This window comes from Belliella marina (assembly GCF_042682445.1).
Classification (GTDB): Bacteria; Bacteroidota; Bacteroidia; order Cytophagales; family Cyclobacteriaceae; genus Belliella; species Belliella marina.
Genome location: NZ_JBHUHR010000040.1, coordinates 1 through 23,025, shown reverse-complemented (window position 1 = coordinate 23,025; position 23,025 = coordinate 1). Strand labels below are relative to the sequence as shown.

Annotated in this window: 18 protein-coding genes; all 18 read left to right on the top strand. The window is 37.4% G+C overall.

Annotated features, from left to right (window positions below; all coding sequences use genetic code 11):
• Positions 1-2,126: 2,126 nt before the first annotated feature.
• The 18 genes from ACFSKL_RS16370 to ACFSKL_RS16285 all read left to right on the top strand — a co-directional run bounded on the left by ACFSKL_RS16370 (position 2,127) and on the right by ACFSKL_RS16285 (position 22,572).
• Positions 2,127-2,927 carry an FkbM family methyltransferase gene (locus ACFSKL_RS16370; protein WP_376887410.1) on the top strand — a complete coding sequence of 267 codons (801 nt, stop codon included), beginning with the start codon at positions 2,127-2,129 and terminating at the stop codon, positions 2,925-2,927.
• Between the two features lie 14 nt (positions 2,928-2,941).
• Positions 2,942-4,144 carry a phosphotransferase gene (locus tag ACFSKL_RS16365; protein WP_376887409.1) on the top strand — a complete coding sequence of 401 codons (1,203 nt, stop codon included), beginning with the start codon at positions 2,942-2,944 and terminating at the stop codon, positions 4,142-4,144.
• Entirely contained in the window at positions 4,137-5,381 is a 1,245-nt protein-coding gene (locus ACFSKL_RS16360) for an ABC transporter ATP-binding protein (RefSeq protein WP_376887408.1), read from the top strand. Before ACFSKL_RS16365 ends, ACFSKL_RS16360 begins: the two co-directional genes overlap by 8 nt.
• Positions 5,369-6,502, top strand: coding sequence for a polysaccharide pyruvyl transferase family protein (locus ACFSKL_RS16355; protein WP_376887407.1), 1,134 nt, complete (start codon positions 5,369-5,371; stop codon positions 6,500-6,502). Before ACFSKL_RS16360 ends, ACFSKL_RS16355 begins: the two co-directional genes overlap by 13 nt.
• 116 nt (positions 6,503-6,618) lie before the next feature.
• A complete protein-coding gene (locus tag ACFSKL_RS16350; protein ID WP_376887406.1) occupies positions 6,619-7,503 on the top strand; it encodes a glycosyltransferase family 2 protein in 885 nt (294 codons plus the stop codon).
• A 2-nt stretch (positions 7,504-7,505) separates the two neighbouring features.
• Positions 7,506-8,228, top strand: a complete 723-nt coding sequence (locus tag ACFSKL_RS16345) for a glycosyltransferase (RefSeq protein ID WP_376887405.1) — start codon at positions 7,506-7,508, stop codon at positions 8,226-8,228.
• Positions 8,225-9,136 (top strand): glycosyltransferase family 2 protein, encoded by a 912-nt coding sequence (locus ACFSKL_RS16340; protein WP_376887404.1) that lies wholly within the window; start codon positions 8,225-8,227, stop codon positions 9,134-9,136. The genes ACFSKL_RS16345 and ACFSKL_RS16340 overlap by 4 nt, the downstream gene beginning before the upstream one ends.
• The gene (locus tag ACFSKL_RS16335) at positions 9,105-10,037 is read left to right on the top strand and encodes a glycosyltransferase family 2 protein (RefSeq protein WP_376887403.1); all 933 of its coding nucleotides are present in this window, start codon (positions 9,105-9,107) and stop codon (positions 10,035-10,037) included. The genes ACFSKL_RS16340 and ACFSKL_RS16335 overlap by 32 nt, the downstream gene beginning before the upstream one ends.
• The gene (locus tag ACFSKL_RS16330) at positions 10,021-11,181 is read left to right on the top strand and encodes a glycosyltransferase (RefSeq protein ID WP_376887402.1); all 1,161 of its coding nucleotides are present in this window, start codon (positions 10,021-10,023) and stop codon (positions 11,179-11,181) included. Before ACFSKL_RS16335 ends, ACFSKL_RS16330 begins: the two co-directional genes overlap by 17 nt.
• Before the next feature lies 1 nt (position 11,182).
• On the top strand, positions 11,183-12,061 hold the full coding sequence (locus tag ACFSKL_RS16325) for a glycosyltransferase (RefSeq protein WP_376887401.1): 879 nt from the start codon (positions 11,183-11,185) through the stop codon (positions 12,059-12,061).
• Entirely contained in the window at positions 12,054-12,914 is an 861-nt protein-coding gene (locus tag ACFSKL_RS16320; RefSeq protein ID WP_376887400.1) for a glycosyltransferase family 2 protein, read from the top strand. Before ACFSKL_RS16325 ends, ACFSKL_RS16320 begins: the two co-directional genes overlap by 8 nt.
• Before the next feature lies 1 nt (position 12,915).
• On the top strand, positions 12,916-14,031 hold the full coding sequence (locus ACFSKL_RS16315) for a glycosyltransferase (protein ID WP_376887399.1): 1,116 nt from the start codon (positions 12,916-12,918) through the stop codon (positions 14,029-14,031).
• Positions 14,032-14,222: 191 nt separating this feature from the next.
• The gene (locus ACFSKL_RS16310; protein WP_376887398.1) at positions 14,223-15,827 is read left to right on the top strand and encodes a glucosamine inositolphosphorylceramide transferase family protein; all 1,605 of its coding nucleotides are present in this window, start codon (positions 14,223-14,225) and stop codon (positions 15,825-15,827) included.
• Positions 15,828-16,943: a glycosyltransferase gene (locus tag ACFSKL_RS16305; RefSeq protein ID WP_376887397.1), complete on the top strand. Its 1,116-nt coding sequence runs from the start codon at positions 15,828-15,830 to the stop codon at positions 16,941-16,943. It begins immediately after the preceding gene.
• A gap of 211 nt (positions 16,944-17,154) precedes the next feature.
• A complete protein-coding gene (locus tag ACFSKL_RS16300) occupies positions 17,155-17,976 on the top strand; it encodes a glycerophosphodiester phosphodiesterase (RefSeq protein ID WP_376887396.1) in 822 nt (273 codons plus the stop codon).
• A gap of 237 nt (positions 17,977-18,213) precedes the next feature.
• Positions 18,214-19,422: a hypothetical protein gene (locus tag ACFSKL_RS16295; RefSeq protein WP_376887395.1), complete on the top strand. Its 1,209-nt coding sequence runs from the start codon at positions 18,214-18,216 to the stop codon at positions 19,420-19,422.
• 927 nt (positions 19,423-20,349) lie between these two features.
• Positions 20,350-21,471, top strand: a complete 1,122-nt coding sequence (locus tag ACFSKL_RS16290) for a glycosyltransferase (protein ID WP_376887394.1) — start codon at positions 20,350-20,352, stop codon at positions 21,469-21,471.
• Positions 21,472-21,603: 132 nt separating this feature from the next.
• Positions 21,604-22,572, top strand: coding sequence for a polysaccharide deacetylase family protein (locus tag ACFSKL_RS16285; RefSeq protein WP_376887393.1), 969 nt, complete (start codon positions 21,604-21,606; stop codon positions 22,570-22,572).
• Positions 22,573-23,025 lie beyond the last annotated feature (453 nt).

Genomic DNA, 23,025 nt, shown 5'->3' with positions numbered 1-23,025 from the left:
GCACTATCCCTTACTTTGGTGTTACTTTGGTATTACTTTGATGCTACTTTGGTAGGGCTTTGGTATGGGGGTGAGTGAGTAGGATGTTCTGTGGGGACACAGAAGATAAAGGTAAACCGCAAAGGGGCGCAAGGGTCCGCAAAGGGGAGGGAGAAGCGAGAGGCGAGAGGCGAGATGCAAAGTGGGCAAGTTTGTTTTTACGACTACGTCACCTCGACGGGAGGAGAGGTCTCGTCCCGTCTATAGACAAGTAAGTGAAACATGAAAAGGATGTCTTGGTTTCAGTTCGAGATTTCTCTCGGCAATCCTACGGAACAGGCTCCACGCCTCCCTTACGGGAGGTAGATTCGAAATGACCATCAGGTGACCTCGTGGGAGGAGAGGCCACTTTACTTGGACTAACAGGCTTTTAAGAGGCTTGAAAACAAAAGAAAAACAATAAAAAAAGTGTCAAGTATTTTCAAGACGTGACAAAGACGTGAGATTCAAGACAAAGAGGCAAGACTTAAGACAGAAGTGAATATGCTGGTGAGTGAGTATGATGTTGTGTGGGGACACAGAATAGAGCTGATGGTCTGTGAGGACACAAACCATGGGTGAAAAGATGGTTTGTGGGGACATAAACCAAAAGGTCGCACTATCCCTTACTTTGGTGTTACTTTGGTATTACTTTGATGCTACTTTGGTAGGGCTTTGGTATGGGGGTGAGTGAGTAGGATGTTCTGTGGGGACACAGAACATAAAGGTTAACCGCAAGGGGCGCAAGGGTCCGCAAAGGGGAGGGAGAAGCGAGAGGCGAGAGGCTAGAAACGAGAGGCGAGACGTGAGACGTGAGACTCAAGACTTAAGACAGAAGTGAATATGCTGGTGAGTGAGTAGGATGGTCTGTGGGGACACAGAATATAAAGGTGAACCGCAAAGGGTCGCAAGGGTGCGCAAAGGGGAGAAGCGAGAGGCTAGAAACGAGAGGCGAGACACGAGACACGAGGTGCAAGACGTGAGATTCAAGACAAAGAAGCGAGACTTAAGACAGAAGTGAATATGCTGGTGAATAGGATGGTCTGTGAGGACACAAACCATGGGTGGAAAGATGGTTTGTGGGGAGAAAAAACTATGGTTTGGAAATTGCCTTATGTGCAATTATCGTCGACGAATGCGTATTTAGAAGGGACGAACTGGTGGTTTGGCGGGGACGAAATTATTTTGGGGCTTTGGGGAGATAAGGTGGTATTGATGGTCTGTGGGGATACAGAACATAAAGGTAAACCGCAAGGGTCGCAAAGGTTCGCAAAGGGGAGAAGCGAGAGGCGAGAAACGTGAAGCGAGAGGCTAGAAACGAGAGGCGACACGTGAGACGAGATGCAAGACACAAGACGTGAGACTCAAGACTTAAGACAGAAGTGAATATGCTGGTTGTATGTAGGTGGGTGAGTAGGATGTTCTGTGGGGACACAAGATGGATTGATGGTTTGTGGGGGCACAAACCATGGGGTTGCTAAAGATTAAACGCAAGGGGCACTGTGGGTGCGCAAAGGGGGTGGGGAAGGTGGAGTGTTTGGCTAAGAATGAAAACAATGCTTACTTTTTGTGTATTCTTCCAATTCCCCATGACGGCATTATTTTACAGGGAATTATTTGCAAAAGTGGAAGGAGTAGGTAAATTTGTTAAACATGAGTAAATTTATTACTCAACCTCTCCGATAAGCACTTCCCGTGACTGACAGGGCGAAGCTGGGGAACAAGTAGAGTAATCAGTGGAATAGGGAAAAGTTGATTGGTAGGGTGAGTTATCAGTTGATTGGGGGAATAAGTCGAGTAGTTGAGTAAGTTATCAGTGGATTGCGGAGGGATAAGCAGTAAAGGAACGAGTACAATGTTAAACGTTAAATGTTCCTCCCATTAACGGATTTAACAATTAATCTTAACAAATCCACCCTCTTATAGGCAGTTTCTCTTAAATATATCACAATGAGACATCTCCATGGTCGATGTGACGGGTGAAGATAAACAAATCCCTCAATAACCCTTAACCCTCAACGTCGATTGACGAATTTAACGCCTAACAAATCCACCAATAACCCAATCACCCAATAACTAATTCACCTGATCACCTAATTACAAGTATTTTGAGTCTAAAGAAGAGCATATTTTACTGGATTACTTTACAGCGAAGAAATTGGTTTGGAGGGTTTTTAAAGAAGGTTTTCAGGACAGTTTTTCATGCATTGGAGAATAAGAACAATGACAATCAACTCAGTGGCGAATATGCGATTTGGGAAGATTTGAAAGAGCAGCAGATTAAGGTTGTTTTTGATGTGGGGGCAAATGTTGGGAATTGGTCAAAAACAATAAGTGGAGTCAATAATGATTGTATTGTCCACGCATTTGAGCCAGTGGAGGAAACTTATCAAAAGCTTCAGGAGAATACCAAATCAAATAAGCTTATCAAAACGAATAATTTGGCACTTTCAGATAAAGAAGAAACTATTGAGTTCAATTTTTATCCAAAGGGTTCTTATTTCAGTTCGATTTATGATAACCAACTTGGAAAAGATGCCAAAAAAGTAAGTATTAACTGTGTCAAAGGAGATGATTATTGCTTGGAAAATGGGATCGAAAATATAGATTTTTTGAAGATCGATACTGAAGGCGCAGAGCATAAAGTACTCGAAGGATTCACTAGAATGCTATCTGAAAAAAGAATCAAAATCATCCAGTTTGAGTATGGGGATATGTGCATTGATTCAGGGTTTTTACTAAAAGATTACTTTCAGCTACTGGAGGGGTATGGATTTAGCATTGGGAAAATCTACCCCAAATGGGTGGAGTTTGGCAAGTACGAGAAAAGTATGGAGAATTTTGTGTTGTCGAATTTTTTGGCGGTGGAAAAATCTAATAGGGGACTTATGAATTTATTTGACAAATAATAGTACAAACACAAATGACTCTCCCGGTAGGATTTCGAATAAGAGTATTAAGATACTTGACTTTTAAGTTTCCAAAGTTTTTTAAGTACACTAAGGCTTCTAGAATTTGGGGTAGATATGGTGTTTGGATAGCTATTGCTCAAAAGGATAGAAAGTTATTGCAAGTGAAACTCGAACAATTTGAAGCTGAGAATTTTACCGACTTCGAATTGTCAATAATTATTAATCATGTAAAAACTAATCTCTTTAAAAGCGAAGAATTTGACTTTTTTATTGGGGTTTTGGGAGAGTGGCTGGTTGCAAGTATTTTAAGACAGAAGCTTCTGGAAAAAATTGAAGTTTTGAAGAATGATTTGGAAAAGGATTCTATAAAAATATTAAAATACACAGGGGTATCTAGTCTTATTCTATTTCAGTGTTCTTGCAAAAAAGATGCAGATAATATTCACAAAAAATACCTTGTTAAGGTTTTAAAAGACAAATACTTGAATTATAGTCTTTATGAGACATATGTGTCAAATGGACTCAATGTTCCAAAGTTTTTTGGAGTAGTGGGTTATAGAAGATTGATAGTGGAAGTTCATGAATTTGTCGAAGGGATTAGTTTTAAGCTAGAAAATTTAGAGAATTTTAATGAAATACTAAAGATTTCTGGCAAGATTTCAAATATAAAAGTACCTAAACCCAACGTAGGAAACTTCAGATTTACTGCTAGACAAAAAAGATGGATAGATGATATTTCAAACGAAAAATATTTTGATGTAAAGCAATTTTTTAAACAGAATTATGAGTTGCTTGAAGAAGCCTTAAATCAACTCCCTAAAGTTTTTAACCACTTGGATTTCAATCAGGAAAATTTTTTGGTTGATGAAAATGATAAAATATATATTGTGGATTATTTTGATGGGGAAATGGGGTGTTTAGGTTATGATCTTGCCAAGTTTATTTATTTTAATCTTAATCAAATTACTTCTAAATTGAAATTTAGTTTAGATCAGATAGTTGAACACGCAATTGAAAGTATCCAGAATAAAACTATAAGTAGTTTTAAAAATAAGGATATAGCTAAGTTTTATTTTTTATTAGTAGGAGTGAAGATCTGTTATGAACAGTTGTCTAAAAAAAACTACAAATGGAGATATTTTCATTTAAGAAGAATGATAGCATATCTCAACTCATTGAAATTGGAAATAAGCAATAATCCCTTTTATGTCTAAATCTATTATAAAAGTCGAAAATATTTCCAAACGCTATCGCCTTGGCCAAAAAGAAAAGCAAGCTAAAACCTTGATGGGGCAGTTGGGCAATATCATCAAATCACCTTATGATAATTTCAAAAGGCTCAGGAGTTTAAGCAAGTTTGGCCAACCATCCCTGAATGGAGGCAGGGAGGATGAATCTGTTTTCTGGGCTCTAAAGGATATCAACTTCGAAGTGCAGCAAGGAGAAGTATTGGGTATCATTGGGAAAAATGGAGCTGGTAAATCCACCTTGCTTAAAATCCTTTCGCAAATCACAGAACCGACTACAGGCAGGATTGAAATGCATGGCAGGGTAGCATCACTTTTGGAAGTGGGCACAGGTTTCCATCCGGAGCTATCAGGCCGGGAAAATATCTATATGAATGGGACAATCCTTGGAATGACGAGGAGGGAGATAGATTCAAAACTAGATGAAATAATCGACTTTTCAGGAGTGGAGAAATTTATCGATACACCTGTGAAATTCTATTCTTCAGGGATGAAGGTTCGATTGGGATTTTCAGTAGCCGCACATTTGGATCCAGAGATTTTGATTATTGATGAAGTGCTTGCAGTAGGGGATTACGAATTCCAACAGAAGTGCTTGGGGAAGATGGAGGATGTAAGTAAGAATCAAGGAAGAACGGTGCTTTTTGTAAGTCATAATATGGTTGCTGTTGAGAATATTTGTTCGAAGATTCTTTTGGTAGAGAATGGAAGCTTAAAGTACAATGGACAAGTTTCTTTTGGAATAAGTAGTTATTTGGATACCAGTAATTGTTTGAAAAATTCAATAATAGAAAAAGACGGTGTTTTATTACAATTAATACATGATAATTCTATTGTTAAATCTGGTAATAGCTTAAGTATGACAGTAATTTTAAAATCAAAATTGACCTATAAGGGGCTTAGCTTAGCTTTAGGATTCAATAAAAACTTACAAAGACTTTTTACTTTGAATAGCTTTTATCAAACCGGTGAGCTGTTTAATTTACTGCATGTGAAAGAAATGAAAGTATCTTTAGAAAATCTAGTTTTAACACAAGGGGTATATGATATTGTGATTACTTTGTATCAGCAAGGAACAAAATTAATAGAGTTTAATACAGTTGGAAAGTTAGATGTTAAACCTGGAAACTATTTCAATACAGGGCATATGGTTGATCCGAACTATCAAGGTAATATTATAATTGAGGCGAGATGGGGGCTATAAAAAAGAAAATAATAAATGTAGTCGGTGCTTTTGATAGATACAATTATGGGGATTTATTATTTCCAAAAATTTTACAAAATGAGCTGGGAGAATCATATATCTATAAGTTTTATAGTATTAGAAATCATAATTATGAAATTTTTGGTGGGGTAAAAACAAAATCTATTCTCAGGCTCTTTTTTAAACTCTTTTTTAAACGAAATCAAACAGTAGTAATTGCAGGAGGACATGTTGTTGGAGCAGGGTGGTTAATTTTATTTTTCCATAACTGGAGAGTTTTTAGATTTTTTTTTGAACCAAAGCATAGAAAAAACAATGATGTCTATTTTAATTCAATATTTAATAAAATATTTAGAACTAGATACCCATATGTTATTTCTCTTCCGATGCAAAGGAATAATCAAATAATATATAATTCAGTTGGAGGAACAGTTTATTCTTCGGGGAGAAAAAATGAACTCAAAAATAACCTATTTGGGGTAGATTTGTTTTCGGTCAGATCTTCAAGATTGTATGAGTTTGGTGTTGAAAGTAATATAAAAAGTAAACTAGTTCCAGATTCAGCAATGTTGATTTCAAATTATATTGAAAAGAGTTTACCAGGAAATTATTTGGTGTTTCAATGCCATAATTTGAGTAGTGAAAAAGTTGATGTTCTGGCTGAACAACTATTTGTAATAGCAAGTAGAAATGTCAAAAAGAAAATAATCCTTTTACCTATTGGATATGCGAATGGTCACGAGGATTTTATTGCTTTACAGAAAATTAAAAGTCATGATATTTTAAGTGATATGCAAAACATTGTTTATCAGAAAGAAATGTCTGTTTTTGGTATCATCAAAATAATAAGTGGGGCTGAGTGCTTTATAGGTACTAGTCTTCATGGTATAATAACTTCTTTTACTTATAATGTGCCATACTTATGTATAAGTTCATCGTACAAGTTAAAAGAATATATTAAGGATTGGGATTTAAATAATTTGAATAAAAATCCTTTTGACTTCAAATTTATCGAGTTTTACGATAGAGGTCCGTGCCAAATGGAAGTGAGTGAAGTTAAAAAACAAAAGGCTTTAATATTGGATAATTTTCATGAAATGAAGAAAATAATTAATGGCTAGGTATAACTGAATATTTCTTTTAAAGAATATACTTTCTTATGTGTTGAATTTATTTAAATCTTTCAATATTGTCATTTCAACTTTATTGAAGAGAATGGTTAAATGTGTTTTTTGAAATGGTTTCAATCATAGTTCCAATATATAATCAACAGCATTATATAGAAAACAGACTTTTGTCAATTTTTAATCAAAAATATCAAGAGTTTGAAGTAATAATTTTAGATGATTTTTCTAGTGATAAAAGCTGGGAAGTAATAAAAAAATATGAAAATCATTCTAAAGTAACTGCGTGTATTAGAACTAAGGTCAATTCAAAGAGCCCATTTGGTAGATGGAAGGAAGGGTTTGAATTATCGAAAGGTGAATTGATTTGGATTGCTGAAGGTGATGATATTTCAGATGATAAGTTTCTAATGAATTTGGTTCCATATTTTTCAGATGAAGAAGTGGTTGTAGCACACTCTAGAAGTTATGTTTTTAGAGGATCTCAAAATAACAAAACACTTAATGGTTGGTGGGATAGTCTATCTCCTTTTATTTGGAAAGAGAATTTTATTCTTGAAGGAAAAGTTCTTTTAAGAAATTATGGAAGGTTTAAATGTCCAATAGTGAATGTTAGTTCAGCTATATTTAGGAAAGACGTTCTTGACGATGTAAATGTACCAATAACATATAGATATGCAGGGGATTGGTTTTTTTGGGGACAATTGTTTAAAAAGGGCAAAGTAGCTTTTTTTTCAGAACCCTTGAATTATATCAGGATTCATAATAAATCTGCTACAAGTAAAAGTCTATCCAATCATTGGATTAAATTGATAGAAAACACAAAAGTTGCAAAAGAATTAACTGAAAGTTTAAGCCTTAACTTTAAATATGATGTTAAATATGAATGGCTTTTAATAATGTGGAAAAAACAAATTAAAAAGGGACTTGTTAAAGGTTTATATTTTTCATTCAAATATCTACCCCCTTCTTTTTTGCTCAAAATATATTTCAAATAGGATTGAAAATTCCCAAAATAATCCATTACTGTTGGTTTGGAAAAGGGGAAATGTCTTCTTTGGAAAAACGGTGTATAGCATCTTGGAAAAAATATTGCCCAGACTTTCAGATCAAGTTATGGAATGAAGTGAATTTTGATGTCAATTATTGTGAGTTTACCAAAGAAGCATACAAACTCGGTAAATATGCTTTTGTATCTGATGTAGCAAGGCTTTATGCTTTGCAGCAAGTGGGTGGTATTTATTTGGATACAGATATGCTCTTGTTAAAACCAATCCCTTTACATTTTCTTAAACAAAAATTATTTATTGGGGCTGAAAATAAAAAGTCATTAAATGCAGCTGCACTTGGAGCCGAAAAAGGTAATGGGCTAATTAATAAATCATTGTGTTTTTATTCTTCGCAGGAGTTTGACTCTAGACCACCATTGATCACCCATGTACTATCTGAGATTATCATAGACATACAGTTTCCAATTACTAAAAATCAAAAAAATGAATGGGGTTTAGTACTAAATCCTGATGTGTTTTATCCCTTGCCATTTAAAAACAAGGTGCTTTCTTTCAATAAATTTGTGACTGAAGAAACTGTTGGAGTCCATCTTTGGAATGCTTCATGGAAATCCGATGGTTCAAAGAACAAGTTCTTTAAATGGATAAAATATCAACTATCGAAAATTTATTTACCCAATTCTCCACAATGGTATAAGGAAAAATTCAGATGATTTTATCCATTATTATTTGTACATATAACAGGTGCGACTTATTAAGGCTAGCTTTGGATTCTCTTCATAAACAGACTAAATTAGGATATGAATTGATTGTTATCGATAATAATTCATCAGATGAAACCAGAGATTTGGTGTTGAATTACAAAATAGAAAATGTTGATATCAATTATTTTTTGGAGACGAGTATAGGTTTATCTCATGCGAGAAACAGAGGTATAGTAGAAGCAAAAGGGGAGTACTTAGCCTATATTGATGATGATTGTATTCTGCCCGAGAATTGGGTCGCTTTGGCCCATAATATTATAGAGTCAAGCAAACCAAAAATGTTCGGAGGACCTGTATTTCCTTTTTATCAGAATAGTAAACCGAAATGGTACAAAGACAAGTATTTGACGTTTGAATTTGGAAAGATTTCTAGATGTTTGGATGATAAGGAAACCTTAATTGGATGTAATTTTTTTGTTAAAAAATCAGTTTTTATGGAAATTGATAATTTTAAACCAGCCCTGGGAATGAATGGTGAACAAATTCTATATTCTGAAGAAACTGAATTTCAATTGAGATTTTGTTCTATTTCTAATGAAAATAAACTTTTTTATGACCCTAACCTTTTTGTGTATCATTACGCTAGACCTGACAAACTCTCTTTATTTTGGAATATCAAAGCTTTTGTAGGAAAGGGTAAATCAAATTATTTAGTGAAGAATGTTGTTGAGAAAACAAGCAAAATTCATTTACTCGGGAGAATAATAAATCAATTGTTAAAGTTAGCATATTTCTTTTCCCTTGGGATTCTTTTTAGAAGTCGGGATCATTATCCATTTTTTCAAAACTATATTATGGAAAGAGTTCAATCACATTTAAAAAAGTATGGATTCCTTATTGCCCAGCTCCGAAACTGATAGCTTTCCGCTCGTTACTATTGCAGTAATCACTAGAAACAGGGAAGAATCTCTAAAGAGAACTTTGGCTTCTTTTTCAGAATTAGATTATCCTAATTTTGAAGTGATTGTGGTGGACAATGCATCGACTGATAATACCAAAAGTATAATCAAACAGTACGGACATCAGTATATATTTAGTCCCAAGGAGTTCGGCTTTGCCAAAACAAGACAATTAGCAGTGGTTGCAGCTAAGGGCAAAATAATATGTTGGTGTGATGATGATTGTGTACCTAAAGAAAATTGGATTATTGCGTATTTAAAGTTGTTTGAAAGCACGGAAGCAGTAGTTTTGGGAGGAAAGATTGTAAACGTTGGGTTTTCAGAAAGTTTAAAATTCAAAGGTAAAAGTGTTTTGAAGAAAAATGCTTGTTTAGAATTTATAGATGATCCAAATATTGCCACTTTTCATAGTAACTTAAATTTAGCATTTAGAAAGGATTTTATCACCGCTATTGGCGGTTATGATTCTTTCTTTAAGGGTGGAATGGAAGAGATTGATTTACAATTAAACGTAATCAAAAATGGAGGAAGAGTATTTTATTGTTCAGATGCAGAAGTTACTCATTATCATTCTACAGTATCATTTAAAAAAGGTAGATTGGTTTATAGTGGCACACTAATGCGTCTTGCGATGTATTTTAAATATAATAAAATGCTCAAGAATCCTGGATTTGTAAAAATCGAATTGTTTTCATTCCTAAGAGAAATATATAGAAATTCAAGATTAATAGTTAGTGGTTTAGTAAAGCTTAATCATAGAAAATCACAAATAGGGCTTATTGAACTGTTCAATTCGTTTTTGTCTCGTATATTGATTCCATTTTTGTACATTAAATATAAAAATGAAGAAAAATCTTAAAGTAGCATATTTTTCTGGTCATGTAAGGATACCATCTTATGGGGCAAGTAGTATTCATATTATGAAAATGTGTTCAGCCTATTCACAGTTAGGTCATAAGGTTACTTTGTTTGTTTCGAATATAGAAACTGAATACAGTCATGAAGATGAGTATGGATTTTATGGAGTTGAAAAGAATTTTGAAATAAGAAAAATCAGTTTAAATAACAATTCAAAAATTCAATTTTTTCAGCTTTCTATATGGTCTTCTTTTAAAGGATTGACTGGGAATTATAATGTTATTCATGCTAGAAACCTAGCTACAGCATGGGCTACAGCTATAATTTTCAAGCAACCGATAGTGTATGAAATGCATGGAATGCCAGAAAACAATGCTAAGTCAATATGGATGTTTAATCAACTAATTAATTCTAAACATTGTCTATTTGTAATAGTGATTACAAATTTGCTAAAACAAAATCTGAGTGATTTTATAAAACATAAAAAAGAAATTTTAGTATGTCCTGATGGATTTTCGAACTTTGCCATTTCTGATGAAAGCAAACTTTCTGCATTCAAAAAATCACTTAGTGAGAGAATAGGGACTGGAAAAATAGCTTTGTACACAGGGCATCTTTATGAAGGTAGAGGTATTGAATTGATTATTGAATTGGCAAAATCAGTCGATGAAGTAAACTTTGTAGTTGTTGGGGGCAGAAATATTGATGTTGATAAATATAGAACTTTAACATTTGGTATACAAAACATCCATTTTTTAGGATTTGTACCACCTTCTGAAGTGCCATATTATCAAATCTGTGCAGATGTATTGTTAATGCCTTATGCAGATAAAGTTTTTGTCCCCGGGGGAATAGATTCATCAAAATATGCATCACCTTTGAAAATGTTTGAATATATGAACTCAGGGGTGCCAATTATTTCATCAAAACTCCCTATCCTAAGTGAAATATTGGTAAATAACCAGAATTGTCTGATGGTCGAATACTCTGATGTTCAAGGATGGATTAATGGTATCAAAGTCATTTTGAGTGATGAGGAATTATCTAAAAGGCTTTCTCAAACTGCAAAATCCCAAGTACAAGATTTTTCTTGGGAAAATAGAGCTAAAAGAATTATAGAATTTATCCATCTAAAACTTAGTTAAAGTGGTTTTTTCTGGATTTATTATTACTTATAATCGATCGAATTTAATTCTAGACTCTATCTCAAAGGTTTTGAGTCAGTCGGTTTCTCCGGATTTTTTATGGATTATTGATAATTCATCAGATAGTCTAACTTTAGAAGCAGTAGATTCTTTAAAATCAAAAAAGGTAAAATATCATCATATGGGAAGCAATGCAGGACCAGCTGGTGCTGCGGCAAAAGGATTGGAATTATGTGCTGCTGACAAAGCAGATTGGATATATTGGGGAGACGATGATGATCCACCAACAGATCCGTTGATTTTTGAAGAGCTTTTTAGTATTATTAATTTTCTTCCAAATAATGTAAAAGTTGGTCAGGTTGGGCTTGTTGGTCAACTATTTGACACGCAAAAAGGTAAGATTAAGAGAATTGAGAATGAAGTTCTGAATAGAGAATTTGTTTTAGTTGACAATATTGCTGGAAATCAAATAAAAATAATTAACTCAAATGTAGTTGCTTCCAATTTATTGCCTAACCCAAAATTGTTTTTTGGTTTTGAAGAATTGGATTTTGATCTTAAAATGAAAAATCGAGGTTTTTTGAGCTTTATTTCAGGTGAATTGATGTTTAAACAAAGGGTGAAATATAATACACTTAATAAAACCAGCAATTTTAATAAGCATTATCAAAACAATGAGAACTGGAGAGATTTTTATTCAAATAGAAATTTGCTATATATACTTTGGATCAATCAAATGTATTTAGGATTCTTTAATAGGTTAACTGTATTGCTTGTGAAACCAATTTTTAATCTCAGATATGGATTGAAGTCATTTTTTTCTCAAGTGAAATTTGCATTAAGAGTATTTGTTGGATTCTTAAAACTATTGAATGCCTAGTATTTGTGCGATAGTTGTAACCTTTAATAGAATAAATATTCTTAAAGAGAATATTGAAAATATTTTTTCGCAGAGTTTGAAAATTTCTCATTTGATAGTCGTCGACAATGGAAGTTCAGATGGTACTTTGGATTATCTGAAATCTCATGAAAACCCCAATTTATCTTTAGTATCTTTAGATGAGAACCTTGGGTTTGGAGCTGGTCTTCAAAAAGGAATGAGTTATGCCCAAATTAATTTTGAACCTGACTATTATTGGTTGTTAGATGATGATAGCTATCCTTCAAGTGACTTATTAAAATTCATTTATTTTAAATCGTTAGAAATAGATTCGATTGGCATTTATGGTCTTTCGGGGTATTTGCATAAAAAAGGTATTCCCAAAAGACCAGAAAAAACTATAAGTGGTTACCAGATTGTTGATTTTGTTCTTGTAGATAATGCATTAATACCCTGCGAAATTGTAAACATTATTGGTTTTGTAAGTCCTGATTTTTTTATGATGTGTGAGGATTACGAATATTGCCAAAGAGCAAAGGATTTCGGTTTTCCTGTTTATATACTTTTTTCTGAAAATGAGGAATTGGTTAATCGGCTACATTTAGGTTCTCAAAAGAATTCAACTTCATTAATTTGGAGAGGTTATTATCATACCAGAAATCATATTTTAATATTAAAACAATACTATTCTAACAAAAAACTTATTGGTTTGATAAATAGGCATTTTAAAATAATACTTCACGCATTGATTTTTGGACCATATAGGTTGAAAAAATTCCGGTACAGAATCTTAGGCTTATGGCATGGGTTAATTGGAGTTAAAGGTAAAACCATCGATCCAAAAAACTTTTAAATTGAAAATCCTCTTTATCCAAGACACTTTAATCAATGCAGGGGCAGAAAAAAGCCTCTTGCAGATTTTACCATTTTTTTCACAGGAGATTGATTTCAAGGTGGTTTATTTATATCCCAGACATGATCTTAGGGAAGATTATTTGGCAGCTGGTATCCCATTGGAGTTTTTGGATTTGGAGGGGAAATACGATTTTCGGAATGGGTATTTTCGATTGAAGAAATTGGCGGAAAAGGAGCGGCCTGATTTGTTGGTTTCCTCCTTGCTGAGAAGTAATCTCCTTTGCAGATTGTTGTCAAGATTTACAGGCATTCCTTTGGTAGGAACATTCGTCAATGACAGTTACAGCGAGCACCGACTAGCAACCAAAAGAGGGTTACAGCTTTGGAAATTCAAATGCTTTTGGGCATTGGATCGCATGACGGCAGGAATTCCGAAGCTGTATATTTCCAATTCCCGATACATTGCCGAATCCCATGTAAGGACATTGGGAGTTCCCTTGTCAAAATCTATTGTGGTCTATAGGGGAAGAGCAGTACCGGGCCAGGTTTGGGAGGCCAGACAAGAGAAATGTTTTCGGTTTATTTCCTATGGACGTCTACTGCAAGTGAAAGGCTTCAGGGAATTGATCGAGGCTTTTGGGAAAGTAATTGGGAAATATCCAAACAGCAGTTTGGTGATCTATGGAGAAGGAAACCACCGCCCGGATCTTGAAAAGCTGATGCAGAAGCTTGGTTTGGAAGATAAGGTTTCACTCCCCGGAGTAATCCCAAATGTCACAGAGAAATTATATGATGCAGATTGCTTTGTTTTTCCATCTTGGTACGAAGGGTTTTCTGGAGCATTGGTAGAAGCCATGATGTCAGGAATTCCCATCATCGCTTCCGATATCCCCATGAATTTGGAAGCCGTGAAAGCAGATCAGCACACATTGGTTTATCCAGTAAAGGATGTTGAAGCTTTGGCTGCCAAGATGATACAAGCCATAGCAGAACCTGATAAGATGAAGAGATTGGGTCGAACAGCGAGAGAAGAAGCCATTCAGCGCTTTGAAATCAGCAAGATAGCTTATGAATACGAAAAGGTATTGAAGGATACCCTCGGGCTGTATTCCTAACCTCGGGCTGTGTCCCCACCCCTCGGGTTGTGTCCCCACAGCCCGAAAAACTATCCTTGTCCCCACAGCCCGAAATACACTTTGTGTCCCCACAGCTCGAAATTACGTACTTTGTTTCGAATGTTCTGTGGGGACACAGAACATGGTTGTTATCAGGACACAGAACATGGGTTGAAATAAAAGAAAAATACATGCCGAATAAGCTTAAGATAGGACTACTACTTGATAATTTGTCCGTACCTGCATGGGCTTGGGAGATGGTGAATGTTATTATCAACCAAAACCTGGCAGATGTCAGGTTTATTGTTTTAAACCAAAAACCAAAACCTTCGGGCAGAAAATCACCATTGTTTTATCGGATTTTTTCCAAAATTGACAGGACAGTTTTTAAAGTAATTCCAAATGCTTTTGAAAGGAAAAACATCCTTGAAATCGAGGGTTTTGAACCTAGGATTATCAGAGTAAACCCCATCCAGAAAAAGTTTTCAGATTCATTTGAACAGCAGGATCTAGAAAGTATCAAGCGACAAAATCCGGATGTTTTGATTCGTTTGGGATTCAGGATTTTGAAAGGAGAGTTGTTGGGTATTCCAACATTAGGTGTTTGGTCATTTCACCATGGGGATAATTTGGTGAACAAGGGTGGACCACCATGTTTTTGGGAAGTGATGTTGGGATGGAGTGAAACGGGTTCGGTTTTACAGATTTTGTCTGATAAGTTGGACGATGGTGAAGTGATATACAGATCATGGAGTCGCACGGATCCACTTTCTATCCATAGAAATGCCAATAAGGTATATTGGAAAAGCTTATATTTTGTACCCAGACAATTAGCGAGGATAAATTCCATTGGTGTTTTGGCTTGGAGAGAAGAAGTGGAAAAGAAAGAGCTTAGAATCGTTGCTTCAAATCCAGAATTTTTCAGACCACCTGGAAATTTGAGAATGATCAGTTTGTTTTTTGCTTGGTCAAAAAGAAATATCCAAAGAAAATCCCATGAACTTTTCAATAAAGAAGTTTGGGAAATATGGATAAGTAAAATTGGGGCAGGTCAAAAAGTCAAAATATCAAATCCAAAAGGCACTTACCTGGCGGATCCATATTTGATTGAAAATGAAGAAGGTGCATGGTTTTTTGCGGAGCAATATCGCTACAGTGAGAAAAAAGGAAGCATAGCTGTAGCAAGGGTTCAAAATGATGAAGTTGGTGTATTTGAAACGGCAGTAGATGAACCTTTCCATCTTTCCTATCCATTTGTATGGAAGGAAAATGGGGCTCATTGGATGTATGTGGAAAGTGCTTCAAAAGCTGGATTGAGATTGTATAAGACTGAAAAATTCCCTGGGAATTGGCAATTGTTTAACGTAAAGTTGTTGGATCAGAAACTTTACGACCCAACCATTTGCAAAAAAGATGGTTTGTATTGGTTGTTTGCCAACCAAAAAGCACATCCATCAGCTTCCTCCTTTGATGAATTGTATCTTTACTACTCGGAAGATTTTGTGGATGGGAATTGGAAACCACACCCCCAAAACCCTATCGTATCAGATGTGAAGTCGAGCAGACCGGCAGGTGCATTATTTGAAAAAAATGGGAATTGGTACAGACCCGCACAAGATTCTGCCAAACATTATGGACATAGAATCAAAATCCAGAGAATTGTCAAATGGAGCGTGTTTGAATATAGTGAAGTTACAGAAGAGATCATAGAGGCTGACTGGCAAGAAGGCTTGACAGGTACCCACACCATCAATAGAAGCGATAATTTTTTGGTCATGGACTCTTTCAGGAGATAGATGAAAATAATTCAACTTGTCACTTCCCGAAAATCAAGGGGAGCAGAGATTTCTGCACAAAGATTATCCGAAAGCTTAATCCAGCAGGGTCATCAGGTTTGGTATGTAGGGCTTTACGGACATCCTGAGGATCTACAGGTTGACGGCGGGGTCAGCTTGGATTTGACAGGACGGAAATCAAAATTGGATCTCAGGTTGGTTTTTGGTTTAAGAAAACTGATAAAGGAAATCAAGCCAGGCATCGTACAAGCCAATGGCTCTGACACGTTCAAATATGCCTCTTTGGCAATGATTGGGATACAGGATTCAAAATTGGTGTACAGAAATATTTCCGTATTTTCTTATTGGATTGGAGACAGAGGTGTTTTAAAATGGATTTATAAGTTGTTGTCATATCGTATCGATCATTTTGTTTCAGTCGGACAGCATGCAGCCGTAGATTTGCAGAAGACATTGGGATTGCCCAAAAGCAAATCTTCAGTGATCAAAAGAGGGTTTGAAATTGGTTTTTCGGATAAGGTGAAGTCAAGGGGGATTGTTCAGGAAAAATGGGGTCTAAGTGATGATGATTTTATTTTGATACAAGTAGGAAGTCTGGGTATGGAGAAAAATATCGCCTTCAGTTTGGATGTGATCGCAACATTAAAAAAAGAGTTGCCACAAGTCAAGTTGCTCCTGGTTGGGGCTGGGGCTGAGGAAGAGTTCTTGAGATCAAAAAGTGAGGCATTGGCGATAAGTGGGCATGTGGTTTTTTGTGGTCACCAAAAGGAAGTAAGGGAGATGCTTGCTGGGGCTGATCTGTTAGTGTTAACATCTTTGGTAGAAGGGATACCAGGAGTTGTTATTGAAGCGGCACTACAATCAACCCCAACAGTTGCAATCAAAATTCCGGGGACAGAAGAATTGGTGGCAAATGGCATTTCCGGGATTTTGGTTGATAGTTATGACATAGCCCAGTTTGCAGACAGGATTCTTGCACTTCAAAAAGACAGTTCATGGAGATACCAACTTGCTGAAAACGCCAGAAAAATGGCACTGCAAGAACATAATGAGAAAGACAACACGACCCAATTCGAGGCATTGTACAGCAGTTTGGTCAATGCCAGCCTTAAGTAGACACTTCGGGATAGACTCTATCTGCTCCTTGCTATCATTTCACAATAATAAGAAAGATTGCATCAAGTAGAATGTTCTGTGGGGACACAGAACATGGGGGAGTGGTAAAATTAAAACCAGGGTTGGGCTGTACAGTCAAGTTTAGGGAAATCCTAACAATACAGTAACCATGTGGTAACAGGAATCGTTTTGGAAGCAAATAAATTGCAGTATGAAAAATCTTATGAAGGGTTCATTCTTATGCTTGCTGGTTTTCACACTGTCAGCCGCCGTATCGGCGCAAGAGTCATTCCTCCACAATGGAGTCACAGCCCACCGAGGGAATTCTTCGGAGTTTCCGGAAAACTCCATGCCTGCTTTTGTTAGTGCTTTGGAATTGGGAGTTGATTGGATCGAGTTGGATGTATTTCTTTCTGCTGATGGCAAGGTGGTAGTCACACACGACAAGAATCTCAAGAGAGTTTCGGGAGTGGATATGGAGATAGCGGCACATACCTTTGATGAAATATCCGCAGTTGACATCACTTGGGATTTTAGAAACAGGCATCAGCTTTCATTGAAAGATTCTCCCAAATTGACAGTGCCACTCTTGGAAGACGTACTCAAATTAATTGTTTCACAACCTAAAACCAGACTTTCCATCCAACCAAAGATGGATTGTGTGGATGAAGTTTTTGAGTTGATCGAAAAATACCAGGCAGCAGCATGGGTAGGTTTCAATGATGCCAACCTTGATTTGATGAAAAAGGTGAAATCGAATAATTCTGCTGTTTCTGTATTTTGGGATAGGTTACCTGATACGGATATCGAAAAAGATATAGAGACTGCGAGAGCATTTGGGTTTGAGGCTTTGGTTATCCATTATTCTGGAATTACGGCAGAAAAAGTAAGAAAGGTCAAGGAAGGTGGTATGGAAATAGGGGCATGGACAGTGAATGATATTGGAGTGATGGAGTCACTGTTGGAGTTGGGAGTACAGCGAATCTATACCGACTATCCAAGGGAATTACTCAAAGTGAAAGAAGTTAATTGATATTGGGTATAGTGGCAAACACCTCCAGTCAGTTGAATCCAATCAGTGTTCACCTGAGTTCATCTGTGGTAAAATCAAACCCACACCAAGGTTTGTGTCCTCACAGACCTTAAGAAAGGTTGCATCAAGTAGAATGTTCTGTGGGGACACAGAACATGGGAAAGTGTTCACCAGTGTTCATCTGTCGTAGAATAAAACCAGAAAATCCCCTTAATTTGTATTCTTACTGATTAACCCATGTTTGGAGCGCTCTTTCTGATTGCATTTTTGTTTTTTGTAACCCAGCCATTGTTGGGTAGGATCCAGAGAGACCATCCCTACCTGAAGGTGGGTTTTATGAACAAGCTCTTCTGGTACCACATGGTATTTGGGGGAGTTTACTACATCTACACTTTATTCAACAGGTCCGATTCCAAACTCTATTATTACAGGGCAAAAAACGGTTGGAGCAATTGGTTTGATGCGCACAATACCGGGACGGATTTTATGGAATGGCTTGCCTATCCATTTGTGAATTACTTCTTTTTCAACTTTGAGATGACCATGTTTTTGTTCACATGGTTCGGTTTTATAGGCTTTATTTATTTCTATCTTTTCTTCAAGGAGAACCTTAGGTTTACCTTGAAAGTCAGGGGTTATGACCTTATTACCATCATCATGTTCTTGCCCAATATGCATTTTTGGACAGCATCATTGGGGAAGGGGGCAGTGATTTTCGGGGGCTTGGGCTTGTTGATCTACGGCTTATCCAAGCTGGGAAAGAGAATCCCACATTTGCTGATTGGCGCCTATGTTTCCTATATGGTCAGGCCTCATATATTGGTGGCGGTACTGATCGGGATGGCGGTCGGGTTTGTATTGGGGAAAGAGAAAGTCCCAATTTACCAGAAGGTTTTGGTGTCTATCGTGGGTTTGGTATTTAGCATCATCATGTACGACAAGATCCTTCTGTACTTGGGCTACGATCCAAACAACTTTTTGGAGTCATTTGAAGAAGAATCCGCTTTGAATGCCCACAGGCTCAGTTATTCCGCAGGTTCTGCCGTGGACATGTCCGGCTACAGTTTGCCGATGAAGCTATTCACCTTTTGGTTTAGGCCCCTGTTTATAGACTCTCCCAATTTTCTTGGCATCATCGTATCCCTTGAGAATGTGCTGTACCTCTACCTATTCAGCCGCATCATCAGCAAAGACTTTATCAAGTATATCAAAGACGCTCCGGCGATGGTCAAAATGTCAGGGGTAGTATTTATCTCTATTTCCATTTCCATGACCTTTATCATGTCCAATTTGGGGATCATCATCAGGCAAAAAAGCCAAATCATGTACTTTATGCTATTTGTGATCATCGCATTTTTGGATTGGCAAAAAACCATTAGGATAAAAAAACGCGCAGCCATCTACAACCGCATTGTGGAAGAAGAAAGGAGGAGAAGGGAGGGATGAAAGTACAAAGTACCAAGTACGATCCACCACGCCGGACAAGTTGTACCAAGAAGCAAAGCCTGTCCCGAAGGATTTCGGAAGGCGAGAAGCAAGAAACAAGATGCGAGAAGCGAGAAGCGAGAAGCAAGATGCAAGACGTGAGACTCAAGACGTGAGACTCAAGTGTCGACTATTTATGGAATGTGACTACTAAGTCACCTCGACCATAGGAGAGGTCTCGTAGTGAATTAAAGAGGTGAAGTAAAAATATGACTGAGTTGTGTGAACTCAGTTCGAGATTTCTCCCTTTCCTCCCTAAAGTGAGGTAAAGTCGAAATGACTACTAAGTCACCTCGACCATAGGAGAGGTCTCGTAGTGAATTAAAGAGGTGAAGTAAAAATATGACTGAGTTGTGTGAACTCAGTTCGAGATTTCTCCCTTTCCTCCCTAAAGTGAGGTAAAGTCGAAATGACTACTAAGTCACCTCGACCGTAGGAGAGGTCTCGTAGTGAATTAAAGAGGTGAAGTAAAAATATTACTGAGTCGTGTGAACTCAGTTTGAGATTTCTCCCTTTCCTCCCTAAAGTGAGGTAAAGTCGAAATGACTACTAAGTCACCTCGACAATAGGAGAGGTCTCGTAGCGTATAAAAAAAGTGAAGTATAAATATTACCGAGTTGTGTAAAATCAGTTCGAGATTTCTCCTTTCAGTCGAAATGACTACTAAGTCACCTCGACCATAGGAGAGGTCTCGTTGTGAATTAAAGAGGTGAAGTAAAAATATTACTGAGTTGTGTGAACTCAGTTTGAGATTTCTCCCTTTCCTCCCTAAAGTGAGGTAAAGTCGAAATGACCAATCAACATTCCAATCTTCCAATCTTTCAATCTTTCAATCTACAATCTACAATTTCATAACCCAATCAACCCCAAACCCAACCACTAAAAACCTTGAAAATACTACACTTGATAAAATCGCTTGGCCGGGGGGGAGCGGAGAAATTGATCCCGGAAACAGCAGCCTTACATCAGGAAGATTTTGAGTTTTTTTGTATACATTTTTACCATCGGGAGGGCAATATTGTGGAGGAGATGGAGCAGGTTGGTATCAAGGTGTATTATTATCCATCTACCAACTTGGGGATATTCAAGCAGGTTTCACGCATAAGAAAATTTGTGGTTGACAATAAAATCGACCTGATCCATGCCCACTTGCCTTGGGCTGGCATTTTGGGAAGGTTTGTAGTGAAGGATTTAGACATTCCATTGGTATATACAGAACACAATACCTGGGATAGATACAAGAAAATCACCTATTGGGCAAACAGACTGACATTCAAAAAGCAGGATGTGGCAATTGCCGTTTCCAATGATGTAGCGCTTTCATTTAGGCTAAACAGCATCTTTAGCCCATACAGAATAGAAGCCAAACCTAAATTGAAACTCATCCAAAATGGGGTCAATACCGACAAGTTTACAGGGCAGTGTGAAGCAGGAAACAAGCTCAGGGAAGTGCTTGGAATACCAAAAGAAGCATTTGTAATTGGAAATGTTGCCGTATTTCGGGTACAGAAAAGGCTTTGGCTTTGGGTGGAGCAAGCATTGGAAATATTGGATAAAGAGCCGACAGTGCATTTTCTTTTGGTGGGTGATGGCCCATGGAAGGAGAGGATAACAGAGCAGGTCCAAAACTCCGGCAAAAGCAGTAATTTCCATTTGGTGGGTTTGCAGAAGGAAGTGATTCCTTATCTTTCGCTGATGGATGCCATGATGATCTCCTCAGAATTTGAAGGCTTGCCCATCGCCATGCTGGAAGCAATGAGCTGCGGGGTTCCCGTGGTTGCCACCGCAGCGGGGGGGGTTGGGGAAGTGATTACACAGGGGGAAGATGGTTTCTTATGTGAAGTAGACAAATACCATGAACTTGCCCCATTGGCATTACAGCTCATCAATAATCCTATTTTACAGCAAAAAATGTCCCTTTCAGCAAGACAAAAAGTTGTGGATTCATTCTCTTTGAATAAAATGGTCAAGCTGCTTGAGGAAGTGTATTTGATGAAATATGATGGATAAGAGACGAGAGACAAGAGACGAGAGATGCGAGATGCTAGAGCCCCCTCAACGTTTAACCCTTAACCTTTCAATCCAATTAACCCAATCACCTAATCACCCAATTAACCTCTTAACCCGATCCCCAACCCATCCATGAACCATTCCATCCTCACCATATCCCTTGATTTTGAACTCCTTTGGGGGGTGTTTGATAAGGTGGGTGGAGGATTTGATAAAGACTATTTCTTGAGAACCAGGCAGTTGATCCCGGAGGTATTGGAATTGTTTCAAAAATACGGGGCGGAAGCAACTTGGGCTACCGTAGGAATGCTGTTTGCGGAGAATGAGGAGGAATGGCGCAGCTTTCAACCTTCCCAGAAGCCGACCTACCTTGACCGTAACCTCTCGGCATACCATTGGGTGAAGCAGCATGGTTTCGAGCCTGCCTGTCTTTTTGCACCGGAAATCATCAAAGAAATATTGGACTGCCCTGGGCAGGAACTGGGATCCCATACTTTTGCACATTACTATACCTTGTCCAAAGGCCAAACCCCTCTTCAATTCAGGGAAGATTTGCTGGCTGCCCAGAGGATCGCACATGCCAAGTTTGGGTTGGAGTTGAAGTCTTTGGTTTTTCCCCGTAACCATATCAATCCTCTGTATTTGGAAAGTTGTGTGGAAGCAGGTTTTAGGCAAGTACGGGTAAATCCATCCAGTTGGTATTGGCAGGAAACACAACATGAAAACCTGATGAAAAAGGTTTTTAGGACTTTGGATTGCTATATAAATATTGGGAATAGCGCTTCATACGAAGCAGGGGCCATTGTTTCTTGGGGCCGGGGGCTCAAGTTGATGCCAGCCTCCCGAATATTGAAACCCATACAGCGGGGGAATGGTATTGCCAACTCATGGAAAATCCATAGGGTGAAAAGTGAAATGACGCATGCTGCCAAAAATCAAGAGGTTTATCACCTATGGTGGCATCCCCACAATTTTGCAGTCGATCAGGTTCGAGCTTTGCGTGAGTTAGAGACAATTCTTGAACATCATCGATTTTTGAATGAAAAATATGGCATGAAATCGATGTCTATGCAGACTTTTGGGGATTTTTTAAATAAATAGGTTAACCACAAAGTACACCAAGGTTTCCACAAAGTTCACAAGGGAAAATGGGCTGTCACTAATTCGAAATCTCCTAGTGTCCCTTGTGCATCCTTTGGGCTCTTGGTGGTTAGAACTTACCACAAAATGCACCAAGTTCTCCACAAAGTTCACAAGGGAAAATGGGCTGTCACTAATTCGAAATCCCCTAGTGTCCTTAGTGCATCCTTTGGGTTCTTGGTGGTTAGGATTTACCACAAAGGTACACCAAGTTCTCCACAAAGTTCACAAGGGAAAATGGGCTGTCACTAATTCGAAATCCCCTAGTGTCCTTAGTGCATCCTTTGGGTTCTTAGTGGTTAGAACTTACCACAAAGGTATTATGTTTGAAAAATAGGCATAAGCTAGATTTCATATATTAAAGGGAGAAATTCAACATTAACCTTTAAATTAAGAACGCTTATGCCATCTACT